Consider the following 12739-nt stretch of genomic DNA (forward strand, 5'->3'; position numbering starts at 1 on the left):
TCGGCATCGAGGCTACGGCCCAGGAACAGCGGCACCCGCGGCGGCGCCCTGCATCGCGGCGAAGCCCGCGTCCAGGTCGGCCAGCAGGTCGGCCGGGTCTTCCAGCCCCACGTGCAGGCGGACCACCGGTCCGCGCCCCTGCCAGTCCGCGCGGCTGCGGGCGCGCGCCATGTCGACCAGGACGGCGAGGCTCTCGAAGCCACCCCAGGAGGCACCGATGCCGAACAGCGACAGGCTGTCCACCAGCCGCTCGGCCGCCAGCGCCGAGATCTGCGGCTGCAGTTCGAAGGACAGCAGGCCGTTGGTGCCGGCGGCATCGCGCAGCCACAGGTCGTGGCCCGGATGCGTCGGCAGCGCGGGGCAGAACACGGTCGCGACTTCCGGCCGCGACTGCAGCCAGGCGGCCACCTGCAGCGCGTGGCGCTCGTGCATCTGCAGCCGCGCCGAGAGGGTGCGCATGCCGCGCAGCACCAGCCAGGCGTCGTCCGGGCTGACCGTCATGCCGAAGGTGTCGCTGCGCCGCGCCAGCGGTTCCCAGGCCTCGCGCGTGGTGCACACGGTGCCCATCATCACGTCCGAGTGCCCTGACAGGTACTTGGTCGCGGCCATGATGGAGATGTCGGCACCGAGGGCGAGCGGGCGGTACTGGCAGCCCGAGCCCCAGGTGTTGTCGGCCGCGAGCCAGGCGCCGTGCGCGTGGGCCAGCGCGGCCAGGCGGGGCAGGTCGCACAGCTCGTAGACCAGCGACCCCGGGCATTCGGCGTAGACCATGCGCGTCGCGGGCGTGAGCAGTTCCGCCACGTCGCTGCCGTCGGCGCGGAAGAAGGTGCAGCCGATGCCGTAGGACGCGAGGAAGTCCTCCGCCAGCTTGCGCACGGGCTCGTAGACGCTGTCGGACATCAGCACGTGGTCGCCGGGCTTCAGGTAGGCCAGCAGCGTCATGCCGACGGCCGCTAGGCCGGTCGGGAACAGCCGGGTGCGGAAGCCGCCTTCGAGCTCGGTGACCGCGTCCTCGAGCGCGAAGGTGGTGGGCGTGCCGCGCGCGCCGTAGGTGAACAGGCGCTCGTCGCCGCGGCGCGCCCGCATCTCGCGCTGCGCCGCGACGCTGTCGAACAGCACGGTGCTGGCGCGCACCAGCGGCGGGTTGACCGCGCTGCCGCCGGCATAGGCGGGCGCCTGGCCCGCGTGCAGCAGGCGGGTCTGCAGGCCCAGGCCGGGCGCAGGGGGGGATGGGGCACGCATGGTCGCTCGCGCCGGGTCAGTCGATCTTCGCGCCGGACAGCTTCACCACGCGCGCCCAGCGGACGATGTCCTGCTGCAGCTGGGCGGCAAAGGCGTCGGCCGTGCCGGCGACCACCTCGCTGCCGCCGTCGGTGATCAGCCGGCTGACCTCGGGCATGCGCAGCGTGCGCACCAGCGCTTCATTGAGGTAGGCCACGCGTTCCGGCGGCGTGCCGGCGGGCGCGAAGAAGCCGTACCAGTCCTCGAAGCGGGTGTTCGGGTAGCCCAGTTCTTCCAGCGTCGGCACCTTGGCGAACACGCCGATGCGGCGTGGGCTGGTGACGGCGAGGGCACGCATCTTGCCGCTCTGCAGCATGCCGGCCACCGAGGCGGTGGAGCTCACGAGCACGTCCACCTGGTGGCCCAGCAGGTCCGTGATGGCCGGCCCCGCGCCCTTGTAGGGCACGTGCGTCATCTCGATGCCGCTGTCCTTGCCGAGCACCACGCCGAACAGGTGCGACAGGGTGCCGTTGCCGGGCGTCGCATAGGTCACCGTGCCCGGGTGGCTCTTGGTGCGCGCGGCCAGGTCGGCGAAGGTCTTGTAGGGCGATTCGGCCGCCACGACCAGCGCCAGCGGCGCCGCGTTGATCTGGGTGATCGGCACGAAGTTCTTCAGCGGGTCGAAGCCGGCCGAGGCATAGAGACTGGGGTTGACCGCCATCAGCGAGACCTGGGCCGTGAGCACGGTGTAGCCATCGGCCTTGGCGTCGGCCACGGCCTTGGCGCCGATGTTGCCGCCCGCGCCGCCGCGGTTCTCAACCACCGCCGACTGGCCCGTCAGCTCCGGCAGCCGGGTGGTGACGAAGCGGGTGGTGCCGTCGTTGCCGCCGCCGGGTGGGAAGGGCGAGATGAAGCGGATCGGTTGCGACGGGAAGCCGTTGCGCTGCGGCAGCGGCTCGGCGGAGGCGACCGGCAGCATGAAGGAGGCGGCGCAGCCGACGATGGCGGCCCATGGCAGCAGGGACGGGAGACGAAGCACACGAAGCACGGAAGGCATGGCGAAACTCCTGAAAGTGGAAGAGGCGGAAAACGGGAAAGGCGCTAGCGAGATCTAGGCCGATGCGGCCGGCAGCCGGAAGCCGGCGAGTTCGTCGGCGTCGAGCTGCGCGACCAGGCCGGTCTCCCAGGCCAGGTAGCGGCGCGCGGCCTCCTTGTTGCCGTCGTGCCGGTCGTGCACGAAGAACAGGTAGTCGATGCACTGCGCGTCAGGCGGCGTGTCCGGGCTCGCGGCCACGGGCTGTCCGGCTTCGCGCCAGGCCGCCATGCCGCCGTCGAGCAGCAGCGGCGCGGGGCGCCCGCCGGGCCATTCGGTGGCGGCCCACGCGGCGAGCGCGGGCGTGTCGGCGACCAGCACGACCGGCCGCGTCTCGTGCTGCAGCAGCGAGGCCAGCGCGGGCCGGATCGACCAGCGCGCCTGCGGGATGTGCGCCGCGCGGAAGGCCATGCCGGGGCGCAGGTCGACCAGCGCCACCTCGTCGCGGCGCAGGCGCGCGGCCAGCGTCGCCGCATCGATGCCGGCCAGCGCCGGGGGCTGCGGCGCATCGGCCGGCGGGAGCGCCAGGCCGCTGGCCAGCCCGCCTTCGAGCACGCTGGCATCGTGGCCCATCTGGCGCAGCCAGCTCGCCACCGTGGGCGCGCGCACACCGTCGTCGTCGATCAGCACCAGGCGCGCGCCGCGCACGCCGACGTACTGGTCACCGGCCTGCATCAGCTGCCCGCCCGGCGTGTGCTGTGCCGTCGGCAGGCTGCCCGCGGCGAACTCCTCGGGCGTGCGCACGTCGCACAGGAACAGCGTGCGCTGCGGGTCGGCGGCCCAGCCGCGGACCGTGGCCGCATCCACCTGCGGCACCTCGAAGCGCTGCGCGAGCGCCTCGGCGGCCGGCTTCAGCGCGGGGCTGCCCGAGTCCTCGGCGTAGCCGCGGGTGCCGCCGTGCGCCAGCCGGTGGTCGGCGAGGTACCAGCCCTGCGTGCCGTTCTCCAGCGCGTACACCGGGTTGGGTACGCCCAGGTTGATGAGCGTCTGCGCGCCGATGATGCTGCGCGTGCGTCCGGCGCAGTTGACCACGATGGGCATGGTCGCATCGGGCACCAGCGTCGACACCCGCCAGGCCAGTTCGCCGTTGGGGCAGCAGGTGGCACCGGGGATGTTCATCTTGTGGAACTCGGACAGCGGACGGCCGTCGAGCACCGCCACGGGTTCGCCCTGCGCCAGCATCCGCGCCAGGCGGTCGGCCCCGATGCGGGGCGTGTGGTAGGTCTGCTCGGCGAGCTCGCCGAAGGTCTTGGACGGCAGGTTCACGCCCGCGAACAGGACGAAGCCCGCCGCCTTCCATGCGCGCGTGCCGCCTTCGAGCACCCGGACCTGGGTGTAGCCCAGGGCCTCCAGCCGCGCGGCGGCCCGCTCGGCCACCTGGGGCGTGCTGTCGTCGCCCGCGTCGCAGACCACCAGGCGCACGCTGCGGCGCGGCACCAGCCGGGGCGCGTCGATCTCGAGCCGGCTGTAGGGCAGCGGCACCGCATAGAACAGGTGCGCTTCGCCGTACTGGCCATGCTCGCGCACGTCGAGCAACGCGACCTCCTGTCCGTCGTGCAGCCAGGATTTCAGTGTGGAGGGAGACAGGTAGGTCGTCATGCGCGGAAGGGCTGGGTGGAGGGAGGGGACGACCGGCGTGCGCGGTCGCTGCCGCGGCGGCGCGGGGGCCGTCGCAGCGGGGTGTGTGTGGAGGTCGGGACAGGCGGCTGCCGCCGCGGCGCACTAGCGGCGCGTCTGCACGCCGATGCCCATGGTCTGGCAGGTGCCGGCGTCCAGGTCGTAGCCGGTGCGCGCGTTCAGCGTCTCCAGCGCCCGGCCGTACATGTGGAGATGGCGGATCACCTGCTCGCCCTGGATCTCCACCGAATGGATGTCCTCGGGCATCAGCGCGATGCCGGTGCCGGGCGCGACGACCACGCACTCGGTCTCCCGCAGCCGGCCCACGCCGGGCACCGTGCCGTCGTCCAGCCGCTCGTAGACGCGGTTGTGCTCGGTGCCCTCGACCGCCGCGATGCAGGCCCAAGTCGTGTGGTTGTGCGGCACGATGCGCTTGCCCGGCCGCATCACGTTGAGGTAGAGCGCGAAGCTCTGGTCGGCGTCCTCGGCGATCAGGTAGCGCGCCTGGTGCTCGCCGGCGGCGGGCGCCTGGAAGCTGTCCTCCTGCCAGAGCGGCTTCTGGTCGGCGAGCTGCAGCAGCGCGTCCAGCACCGGAACCAGCGTCTCGCGGGTCGCCTCGCCGCCCCGCAGCGTTTCCTTCATGTGCGCGATGGCGGACTGCACCGCCTGCTGGCGTTCGTCGGCAAGGGAAGCATGGGTCGCGGTCATGGAAATGGTTCCTTCGGAATTCGTGGTCGGTGGGATTCGCCGGACTTCACTTTAGTGACGACCGTCCGTTCGAACAATCCAGCTGCGGCACTGAAAACATCAGTAAAGTTAATCAATGGGCACACTGGATCTCGAACTGCTGCGCGCGCTGGCTGCGATCGTGGCGCACGACGGCTTCGCCGCCGCGGCGGTGCACCTGGGCAAGACGCAGTCGGCCGTGACGCAGCAGATGCAGCGGCTGGAGGAGCAGATCGGCCATCCGCTGTTCGAGAAGCACGGCCGCAACAAGCGCCTCACCGACCATGGGCAGCGGCTGCTCGTCTACGCCCGCCACCTCTTGGCGATCAACGACGAAGCCCTGCGCAGCCTGCAGCAGGGCCAGCTCGAAGGCGTGCTGCGCATCGGCGCGCCGCACGACGTGGCCGACACCATGCTGCCGCTGCTGCTGACCGAGATCGCGCGCAACTCGCCCCTGCTGCAACTCGACATCCACATCGGCCGCAGCCCCTTCCTCATGAAATCGATCCAGAGCGGCGAGCTCGACATGATCATCTCCAATCGCAGCGATCCGCAGCTCGAAGGCGTGGTGCTGCGGACTTCGCCGACCGTGTGGCTGTGCGGCGCGGGCTACCTGCACGATCCGGCCAAGCCGGTGCCGCTGATCATGGCGGACGGGCCCAGCATTTTCCGCCGCATCGGCCACGAGGCGCTGGATGCCGCCGGCGTCGCCTGGACGCCGCGCTACACCTCGTCGAGCCTGATCGGCATCAAGGCCGCCCTGCGCGCGGGCCTGGGCGTGACGGCGCGCGGCGTCGAGCAGCTCGATGCCGGCCTGCGCGTGCTCGGGCCGGGCGACGGCATGCCGCGCCTGCCCGACCTCGTCTATTACCTCTACGTGCGCAGCCACGTCGTCAACCCGGTCACGCGCCAGGTCTTCGACACCCTGAAGAAGCACCTGGGGCTGCTGCGCTCCGACGGCCTGGAGCGGTCGTGACGCACGGGCGTCCACGCATCAGCGTCCCTTATGGTTCCAAGCCCTGCCCTCGGCGATGCCGCATGCCGCGCCGGCCGCCGATCCGCTGAAAATAGCGCTTTTCCAGTGTCCCAGGCTCACCCATGTCCCATGCTCCACCCCTGCCCTATGCGGGCATCCGCGTCGTCGAATTCACCCACATGGTCATGGGTCCGACCTGCGGCATGCTGCTGGGCGACCTGGGCGCCGAAGTCATCAAGGTCGAGCCGATCGCGGGTGACGACACGCGCCGGTTGCTGGGGTCGGGCGCGGGCTTCTTTCCCACCTTCAACCGAAACAAGAAGAGCATCGCGCTCGACCTGAAGAAGCCCGAAGGCGTGGCGGCCGCGCTCAAGCTGATCGCCAGCGCCGACATCGTGAGCGAGAACTTCAAGCCGGGCACGATGAAGAAACTGGGCCTCGACTATGACGCCCTGCGCCAGCGCGACCCGCGCCTGATCTACGTGAGCCACAAGGGCTTCCTGCCCGGCCCCTACGACCACCGCACCGCGCTCGACGAGGTGGTGCAGATGATGGGCGGCCTGGCCTACATGACCGGCCGCGCCGGCGACCCGCTGCGCGCGGGCACCAGCGTGAACGACATCATGGGCGGCATGTTCGGCGCCATCGGCGCCATGGCCGCGCTGCGCCAGCGCGAACAGACGGGCGAAGGCTGCGAGGTGCAGTCGGCGCTGTTCGAGAACAACATCTTCCTGGTGGCGCAGCACATGATGCAGTTCGCCGCCACCGGCAAGGCCGCCGACCCGATGCCCAGCCGCATCTCGGCCTGGGGCATCTACGACGTGTTCACGGTGCAGGGCGGCGAGCAGATCTTCCTGGCCGTGGTGAGCGACAAGCAGTGGGCCATCTTCTGCCAGGCCTTCGGGCTGGCCGAGATGCAGGCCGACCCGCGGCTTGCGACCAACAACGACCGCGTGCGGGCGCGCGACTGGATGATGCCGATCCTGCGCGCGCACCTGGCCTCGCGCAGCGCGGCCGAACTCAGCGCGGTGTTCGAGCGCAACGAGCTGCCCTTCGCGCCGATCGTCAAGCCGCAGGAGCTGTTCGACGACCCGCACCTCAACGCCACCGGCGGCCTGGCGCCCGTGCGCATGAACGACGGCAGCGAATCCAAGGTGCCGCTGATGCCCTTCACGCTGGGCGGCCAGCGTCCGGGCCTGCGGCTGCAGCCCCCGCTGCTGGGCGAGCACACCGATGCGCTGATGAAGGAAGTCGGCTACAGCGACGCGGAGATCGCCGCACTGAAGGCGGGCGGCGCGGCGGCCTAGCGCTTCGCGTCCGCCGCCTGCCACCCACCGCCCAGCGCGCGGTCGAGCGCGATGCGGGCCGAGAGCTGGTCCGCCCGCAGCTGCAGCGCCGTCTGCTGCGCGCTGAACAGGTTGCGCTGCGCGTCCAGTTCGTCGAGGTGCGAGGCATAGCCCTCGCGGTAGCGGTTGCTCGCGACGCGCAGGGTCTCCTGCAGCGCCACGCGCTGGGCTTCCACCTCGACCGCCTGGCGCGCCAGCTCGTCGATCGCGGCCAGCTGGTCTTCCACTTCGCCGAAGGCGGTCAGCACGCTCTTCTCGTAGGCAGCCAGCGCCTGGTCGCGCCGCGCGTCGGCGGCGCGCACGCCCGCGCGCAGCCTGCCCCCCTCGAACAACGGCGCCAGCACGCTGCCGCCCAGGCTCCAGAGCTGGAACGGGTCGCCGGTGAGCGCGCTCGAGCTGATGCTGCCCAGCGTGGCCGACAGGCGGATCGCGGGCAGCAGCTGCGCGCGTGCCGCGGCGATCTGCGCATCGGTCGCGGCCAGTTGCGCTTCGGCGCTCGCGATGTCGGGGCGGCGGCGCAGCAGCTCCGAAGGCAGGCCGATCGAAGGCAGCGCGGCCATGCGCAGGTCGGTCAGCGGCAGGCCGCGTTCGACGGCGCCGGGCGCGTCGCCGGTCAAGAGGCGCAGCGCATGTTCCTGACGGCGGATCGCCAGCGCGAGCTGCGGCACCACGGCCGCGGTCGCGCGGTATTCGGCTTCGCTCTGCTGCGTTTCCAGCGCCGAGCTGTAGCCGCGCTGCTGGCGCGAGCGCGCGAGGTCCAGGGCCGATGCGCGCGCCGCCAAGGTCTGGCGCGCGACCTCGACCCGGGCATCCAGCGCCCGCAGGTTGACGTAGCCCGAGACCAGGGTCGCAGCCACGCTCAGCGCGGCGCTGTCGCGCGCGGATTCGCTGGCCTGCAGCTGCGCGTCGGCGGCCTGGCCCAGCGCATCGATGCGGCCCCACAGGTCGACCTCGTAGGCGGCCTGGAACTGCGGCTGCAGCACGGTCGACAGGTAGGGCTTGCCGGTGGCGGCGCTGATGCTGCGGCTGCGGTTGGCACCCACGCCGAAGTCCAGCGTGGGCAGCGCGGAAGCCTGCTGCACGTCGCTGAGCGCGCGCGCTTCGGCCACGCGGGCGGCGGCGCTGCGCAGGTCGGTGTTGCGCGCCAGTGCGCGTTCGACCAGGCCGTCGAGCACCGGGTCGCCGAGATCGCGCCACCAGCCGGCCTGCACGCGGGTGGCCGAGGTCTGCAGGGTCGAGGGCTGCCATGCGGCGGGCACCTCGGCCGGGAGCGCATGCGCGGCCGGCACGCTGCCGCAGGCCTGCAGCAGCAGCGCCGCACCCAGGGCCGTGGCGATCAGGGCGAGGCGTTTCACGGCGTGCTCCTTGTCGTGTCCTGCGCCGAGTGCGTGTCCACGCTCACCACCACCGACATGCCCGGGCGCAGGCGCGCGCTCTGGGCCTGGTCGGGATCGACCGCGATGCGCACCGACAGCCGCTGCGGGATCTTGGTGAAGTTGCCGGTCGCGTTGTCCTGCTTGATCACGCTGAATTCCGAGCCGGTGGCCGGCGACAGGCGCTCGACGCGACCGGTCAGCGCCGCATCCGACAACGCATCGACATGGAAGCGCGCCACCTGGCCCGGCGCCATGCGCGCGGTCTGCGCTTCCTTGAAGTTCGCCACCACCCACACTTGTGACGGCACCACCGCCACCAGCTGCGTGCCCGGCGTGACGTACTGGCCCAGCTTCACGCCGACTTCGCCCACATGGCCGTCGCGCGGTGCGCGAATCTGCGTGTTGTCGAGATCGATCTCGGCCAGCTTGACCGCGGCGCGCGCCGACTCGACCGCCGCTTCCACCGCGCCGCGGTTGACCACCACGGTCTGCAGGTCCTGCGTGGCGACCGCCTGGCCGGCCTGGGCCTGCGCCGCGCCGGCCTCGGCCTGCTTGAGCGTGGCCTCGGCCTGGTGCAGCGCGGCCTCGGTCTGGTCGCGTTCGCGCTGCGACAGCGAGCCGTCCTGCGCCAGCGGCGTGGCGCGCCGCATGTCGGCCTGGGCGCGCGCGAGCTGGGCGCGGGCATTGGCCTGCTGGGCCTTGGCGCTGGCGATCTGCGCCTGCGTGTTGCCGATCGCGGCCTCGCGCGCGCGGCGCGCCTGCACGGTGTTGGCCAGGTTGGCTTCCTGCGCGGCGAGCGCGCTGCGTGCCTGCTCGAGCTTCTGGCGGTAGATGCGATCGTCCAGCTTCACCAGCACTTGGCCCGCCTGCACCGCCATGTAGTCCTGCACCAGCACCTCGGCCACGTAGCCGTCGACCTTGGGCGCGACCAGGGTCACCATGCCGCGCACGTAGGCGTTCTCGGTGGTCTCGGTGCCGGTGCGGAAGGGCGGCAGGCGCCAGGCGTAGAGCACCAGGCCCAGGCAGAGCAGGGTGGCGGCGAGCACGATCCAGGTGCTGCGCGAACGGAGGGTCTTGGAAGCGAAGGACATGATGAGGCGATCAGGAAGAAGCGGGTGCGAGCGGCGCGGCCGGGGCCGCGTTGCGGGCACGGTGCCAGCGGTGCGTCTTGACGCCCGCGAAGACGAGGAAGCCCAGCGTGGAGACCAGCGCCACCGCGTGGAACAGGTCGTTGTAGGCCATGACGAAGGACTGCTGCGTGACCTGCTGGCCCAGCAGCGTGAGCGCCTGGTTGGCGCGCGCGGCGCTGTCGTTGAGCGTCGAGGCGTAGGCGCCGCCGAGCTGCGTGAGCCGCTGCACCACCTGCGGGTCGCCCAGCGTCAGGTGTTCGACCAGCTGGCCGTAGTGCAGCCGCTGGCGTTCGGCCAGCAGGGTCGAGAGCCAGGCCTGGCCGACCAGGCCGGCCAGGGCCTGGCCGCCGCTGAAGATGGCGATGAAGCTCACCAGGTTCTTCATGCCGCCCGCGATCACGTGCAGGAAGCCCTGCAGCATGGCCGAGGCCAGGAACATCGAGCTGGCCGCGGCCAGAAGCGTCTGCGAGAGGTACAGGTCGTGCGGGCGGGTGAGCACGGTCGAGCGGCCGTCCATCACGGCCGCCACCATGATCAGCACCAGCGCGATGTCGCCCAGCACCCCGAAGCGCTTCGACGGGATCGCCAGCGCGGCCGCGAGGAAGCCGACCACCGTGCCCACCGTGACCCAGGCGAACAGCACATGCATCTGGTCGTTGGTGAAACCCAGCGTGTTCATCAGGCCGACCGCGCCCACGGTCTGCTCCGACAGCACGATGCGGAACAGCAGGATCGCGCCCATGAAGCGCAGCATGAAGGGCGTGCCCAGCCAGTGCAGGTCGATCAGCGGCTTCTCGCGCTGCAGCTCGATCGCCAGGTAGAGCCCGAAGCACACCACCGCGCCGGCCAGGCACAGGCCCAGCCAGGGCGTGTCGCTCCACCAGTGCAGCCGGCCCTGCGTGAGCACCACGCACAGCAGCGCCAGCGCCACCGCGTAGAGCGTGAACACGATGCCGTCGCCCTTGGCGAACATCTGCTGCGTGGGCATGGGCTTGAGCCGCACCACGTTGATCGCGGCGAAGCACAGGATGGCCAGGCCGGCGTCGATGAAGTGCAGGCCGTGCCACTGGCCGATCTGCAGCAGGTCCTCGGAAATGATGCGTGACAGCGGCGCCCCGATCTGCAGGCCGGCGAAGCCGAGCAGCAGCCCGATCACGGCCTTGGGCGCGGGAAAGGCCTGCGCCATGTAGAGCACGGCCAGGCTGCTGATCGGCGCGGCCGCCAGCCCCAGCGCGGCGCGCACCAGGATGGCCGAGCCCAGGTGCTGCGCGAACAGGTGCGACACCGCCAGCAGCAGGTACAGCGGGATCACGATGTCGACGAAGCGGCGCAGCCCGTACTGGTAGCGCACCTTGGTCAGCAGCAGCGAGGCCGTGATGTTGGTGGCGAAGTAGGCGGTGGTGAGCCAGCTCGCCTCGGTGGCGGTGGCGCCGAGCGCGCCCTGGATGCCGCTCAGGTTCGAGTTGACCAGGTTCACGCCCAGCCCCTGCGTGAGCGCGAGCAGCAGCGACACCGCGCCGAAGGCCACGCCTTCGCGCACGCTGTAGGGCGCGGCCTCGGGCACGGCCGGTGCTGCGGTGTCGACGGCCTGCTCGCTCATCTCGCCGTGTCCTTGCCGGGCGCGCGCGTGAGCGGCAGCACCAGGCCGTCGATGAAGCGCGCGATCGAGGCGCGGCTGACCTTCTGGTTGCGCGTGTTGTAGCGGTACAGGATCATGGCCGGCACCAGGTCGAGCAGCATGTCCATGTCCTCCGGCGCCGCGATCTCGCCGCGCGCGACCGCGCGCTCGACCAGCGCGCGCACCTTGGCGCGGCGCGCCGTGAGCCGCTCGGGCGTGACCTTCTCGGTCCAGGCCATGTGCTGGCGCACGTTGCCCAGCATCTCCTGCACCGCCGCCTGCATCACGTGGTTGCCCAAGCCGTAGTAGTGCTCGTAGACCTTGGCCAGGTCGCCGCGCAGCGAGCCGGTGTCGACCTCCACGTCGATGGGCGAATGCAGCGTGAGCGCATCGGCCAGCAGTTCGTCCTTGGACTTCCAGCGCCGGTAGAGCGAGGCCTTGCCCGCGCCCGCGCGCTGCGCCACCGCGTCCATGGTCACGGCATGGATGCCGGACTCGCCCAGGATCTCCATCGCGGCGCGCAGGATGCTGGCGTCGAGCGCGGCATCGCGCGGGCGGCCGGGGGTGGGCAGGGGCGTGTCGGTGGTCATGGAGATAACGGAACGATGTAGTTTCGAAACTCTATTGTATCGAAACATCGGATTTCCCGCTGGCGCCGGCCGTGCTCCCCATAATCGCCCCCGATGGACCGCCTCACCCAACTCGAATCCTTCGTCTCGGTCGCGACCCGCGGCAGCCTCACGGCGGCCGCCAAGGCCGAGGGGGTGGCGCCGGCCATCATCGGCCGGCGCATCGACGCGCTGGAGGAACGGCTGGGCGTCAAGCTGCTGCTGCGCACCACGCGGCGCCTCACGCTGACCCACGAGGGCAGCGCCTACCTCGAGGACTGCCAGCGCCTGCTGGCGGAGTTCGCCAACGCCGAGGCCAGCGTCAGCGCCGGCGGGGTCAAGGCCAGCGGCCACCTGCGGGTCACGGCGCCGGCCGGCTTCGGGCGCCGCCACGTGGCGCCGCTGGTGCCGCGTTTCCACGCGCTGCATCCGGAGGTCACGATCTCGCTCAACCTGAGCGACCGGGTGGTCGACGTGGCGGGCGAGAGCTTCGACTGCGCGGTGCGCGTGGGCGACCTGCCCGACTCCTCGCTGGTGAGCCTGCGCCTGGCCGACAACCGCCGGCGCTGCGTGGCCACGCCCGAGTTCCTGCGCCGCCATGGCATGCCGCGCCATCCTTCGGAGCTGGCGCGCTTCGCCTGCCTCACGCTGTCGAGCGATGCCTCGCAGACTCGCGGCTGGGCATTTCGCGTGGCCTCGGCCCAGGGCGAGGCCGAGATCGTCCACATGAAACCGACCGGCCCGCTCGACTGCTCCGACGGCCAGGTGCTGCACGACTGGTGCCTGGCCGGCCACGGCATTGCCTGGCGCAGCAGCTGGGAGATCGAGGCCGAGGTCGAGGCCGGGCTGCTGGTGCCGCTGCTCGACGACTACGCGGCGCCGCCCAACGGCATCTACGCGGTGTTCCCCCAGCGCAAGCATCTGGCGCTGCGGGTGCGGCTGTGGCTGGATTTCCTCAAGGCCGAGTACGGCCGGCCGGAGTTCTGGACGACCGGATAGCGGCACAATCGGCCGCACCGTCCGACCCC

The 12739-nt window shown here is 71.5% G+C and carries 11 protein-coding genes; 3 read left to right on the forward strand and 8 right to left on the reverse strand.

The features are described from left to right. Window positions 1–12: 12 nt before the first annotated feature. The 4 genes from metC to A9977_RS07715 form a co-directional block, all read right to left on the reverse strand. Window positions 13–1242: a cystathionine beta-lyase gene (metC, locus tag A9977_RS07700; RefSeq protein WP_183024297.1), complete on the reverse strand. Its 1230-nt coding sequence runs from the start codon at window positions 1240–1242 to the stop codon at window positions 13–15. A gap of 16 nt (window positions 1243–1258) precedes the next feature. Next, complete coding sequence (locus A9977_RS07705; RefSeq protein ID WP_259651869.1) at window positions 1259–2200, reverse strand: tripartite tricarboxylate transporter substrate binding protein; 942 nt, start codon at window positions 2198–2200, stop codon at window positions 1259–1261. Window positions 2201–2332: 132 nt separating this feature from the next. Further along, window positions 2333–3913: a rhodanese-like domain-containing protein gene (locus A9977_RS07710; protein ID WP_183024299.1), complete on the reverse strand. Its 1581-nt coding sequence runs from the start codon at window positions 3911–3913 to the stop codon at window positions 2333–2335. Window positions 3914–4036: 123 nt separating this feature from the next. Continuing rightward, window positions 4037–4639: a cysteine dioxygenase family protein gene (locus A9977_RS07715; protein ID WP_183024300.1), complete on the reverse strand. Its 603-nt coding sequence runs from the start codon at window positions 4637–4639 to the stop codon at window positions 4037–4039. A 115-nt stretch (window positions 4640–4754) separates the two neighbouring features. Between A9977_RS07715 and A9977_RS07720 the strand changes: the two genes are divergently transcribed. Next, on the forward strand, window positions 4755–5633 hold the full coding sequence (locus tag A9977_RS07720; RefSeq protein ID WP_183024301.1) for a LysR substrate-binding domain-containing protein: 879 nt from the start codon (window positions 4755–4757) through the stop codon (window positions 5631–5633). Window positions 5634–5755: 122 nt separating this feature from the next. After that, window positions 5756–6940: a CaiB/BaiF CoA-transferase family protein gene (locus A9977_RS07725; protein WP_183024302.1), complete on the forward strand. Its 1185-nt coding sequence runs from the start codon at window positions 5756–5758 to the stop codon at window positions 6938–6940. Here A9977_RS07725 and A9977_RS07730 read toward each other — a convergent pair. The 4 genes from A9977_RS07730 to A9977_RS07745 are packed head-to-tail and all read right to left on the reverse strand — an operon-like array spanning window position 6937 to window position 11693. Next, a complete protein-coding gene (locus tag A9977_RS07730; RefSeq protein ID WP_220811592.1) occupies window positions 6937–8334 on the reverse strand; it encodes an efflux transporter outer membrane subunit in 1398 nt (465 codons plus the stop codon). The two genes, A9977_RS07725 and A9977_RS07730, sit on opposite strands and share 4 nt — an antisense overlap. Further along, window positions 8331–9446 carry an HlyD family secretion protein gene (locus A9977_RS07735; protein WP_183024303.1) on the reverse strand — a complete coding sequence of 372 codons (1116 nt, stop codon included), beginning with the start codon at window positions 9444–9446 and terminating at the stop codon, window positions 8331–8333. The genes A9977_RS07730 and A9977_RS07735 overlap by 4 nt, the downstream gene beginning before the upstream one ends. A gap of 10 nt (window positions 9447–9456) precedes the next feature. Further along, window positions 9457–11085: a transporter gene (locus A9977_RS07740; RefSeq protein ID WP_183024304.1), complete on the reverse strand. Its 1629-nt coding sequence runs from the start codon at window positions 11083–11085 to the stop codon at window positions 9457–9459. Further along, the gene (locus A9977_RS07745) at window positions 11082–11693 is read right to left on the reverse strand and encodes a TetR/AcrR family transcriptional regulator (RefSeq protein WP_183024305.1); all 612 of its coding nucleotides are present in this window, start codon (window positions 11691–11693) and stop codon (window positions 11082–11084) included. Before A9977_RS07745 ends, A9977_RS07740 begins: the two co-directional genes overlap by 4 nt. A gap of 93 nt (window positions 11694–11786) precedes the next feature. Here A9977_RS07745 and A9977_RS07750 point away from each other — a divergent pair, with 93 nt between their 5' ends. Beyond that, the gene (locus A9977_RS07750) at window positions 11787–12710 is read left to right on the forward strand and encodes a LysR family transcriptional regulator (protein WP_183024306.1); all 924 of its coding nucleotides are present in this window, start codon (window positions 11787–11789) and stop codon (window positions 12708–12710) included. The last annotated feature ends 29 nt before the right edge of the window (window positions 12711–12739 follow it).

This window comes from Variovorax sp. UMC13, assembly GCF_014170375.1.
Taxonomy (GTDB): Bacteria; Pseudomonadota; Gammaproteobacteria; order Burkholderiales; family Burkholderiaceae_C; genus Variovorax.

What these genes read in the sequence shown, in the direction of transcription:
- A9977_RS07750 (WP_183024306.1), top strand. Translation starts at nt 11,787, where the DNA reads ATGGACCGCCTCACCCAACTCGAATCCTTCGTCTCGGTCGCGACCCGC.
- A9977_RS07720 (WP_183024301.1), top strand. Translation starts at nt 4,755, where the DNA reads ATGGGCACACTGGATCTCGAACTGCTGCGCGCGCTGGCTGCGATCGTG.
- A9977_RS07710 (WP_183024299.1), bottom strand. Translation starts at nt 3,913, where the DNA reads ATGACGACCTACCTGTCTCCCTCCACACTGAAATCCTGGCTGCACGAC.
- A9977_RS07705 (WP_259651869.1), bottom strand. Translation starts at nt 2,200, where the DNA reads ATGCTGCCGGTCGCCTCCGCCGAGCCGCTGCCGCAGCGCAACGGCTTC.
- metC (WP_183024297.1), bottom strand. Translation starts at nt 1,242, where the DNA reads ATGCGTGCCCCATCCCCCCCTGCGCCCGGCCTGGGCCTGCAGACCCGC.
- A9977_RS07735 (WP_183024303.1), bottom strand. Translation starts at nt 9,446, where the DNA reads ATGTCCTTCGCTTCCAAGACCCTCCGTTCGCGCAGCACCTGGATCGTG.
- A9977_RS07740 (WP_183024304.1), bottom strand. Translation starts at nt 11,085, where the DNA reads ATGAGCGAGCAGGCCGTCGACACCGCAGCACCGGCCGTGCCCGAGGCC.
- A9977_RS07715 (WP_183024300.1), bottom strand. Translation starts at nt 4,639, where the DNA reads ATGACCGCGACCCATGCTTCCCTTGCCGACGAACGCCAGCAGGCGGTG.
- A9977_RS07725 (WP_183024302.1), top strand. Translation starts at nt 5,756, where the DNA reads ATGTCCCATGCTCCACCCCTGCCCTATGCGGGCATCCGCGTCGTCGAA.
- A9977_RS07745 (WP_183024305.1), bottom strand. Translation starts at nt 11,693, where the DNA reads ATGACCACCGACACGCCCCTGCCCACCCCCGGCCGCCCGCGCGATGCC.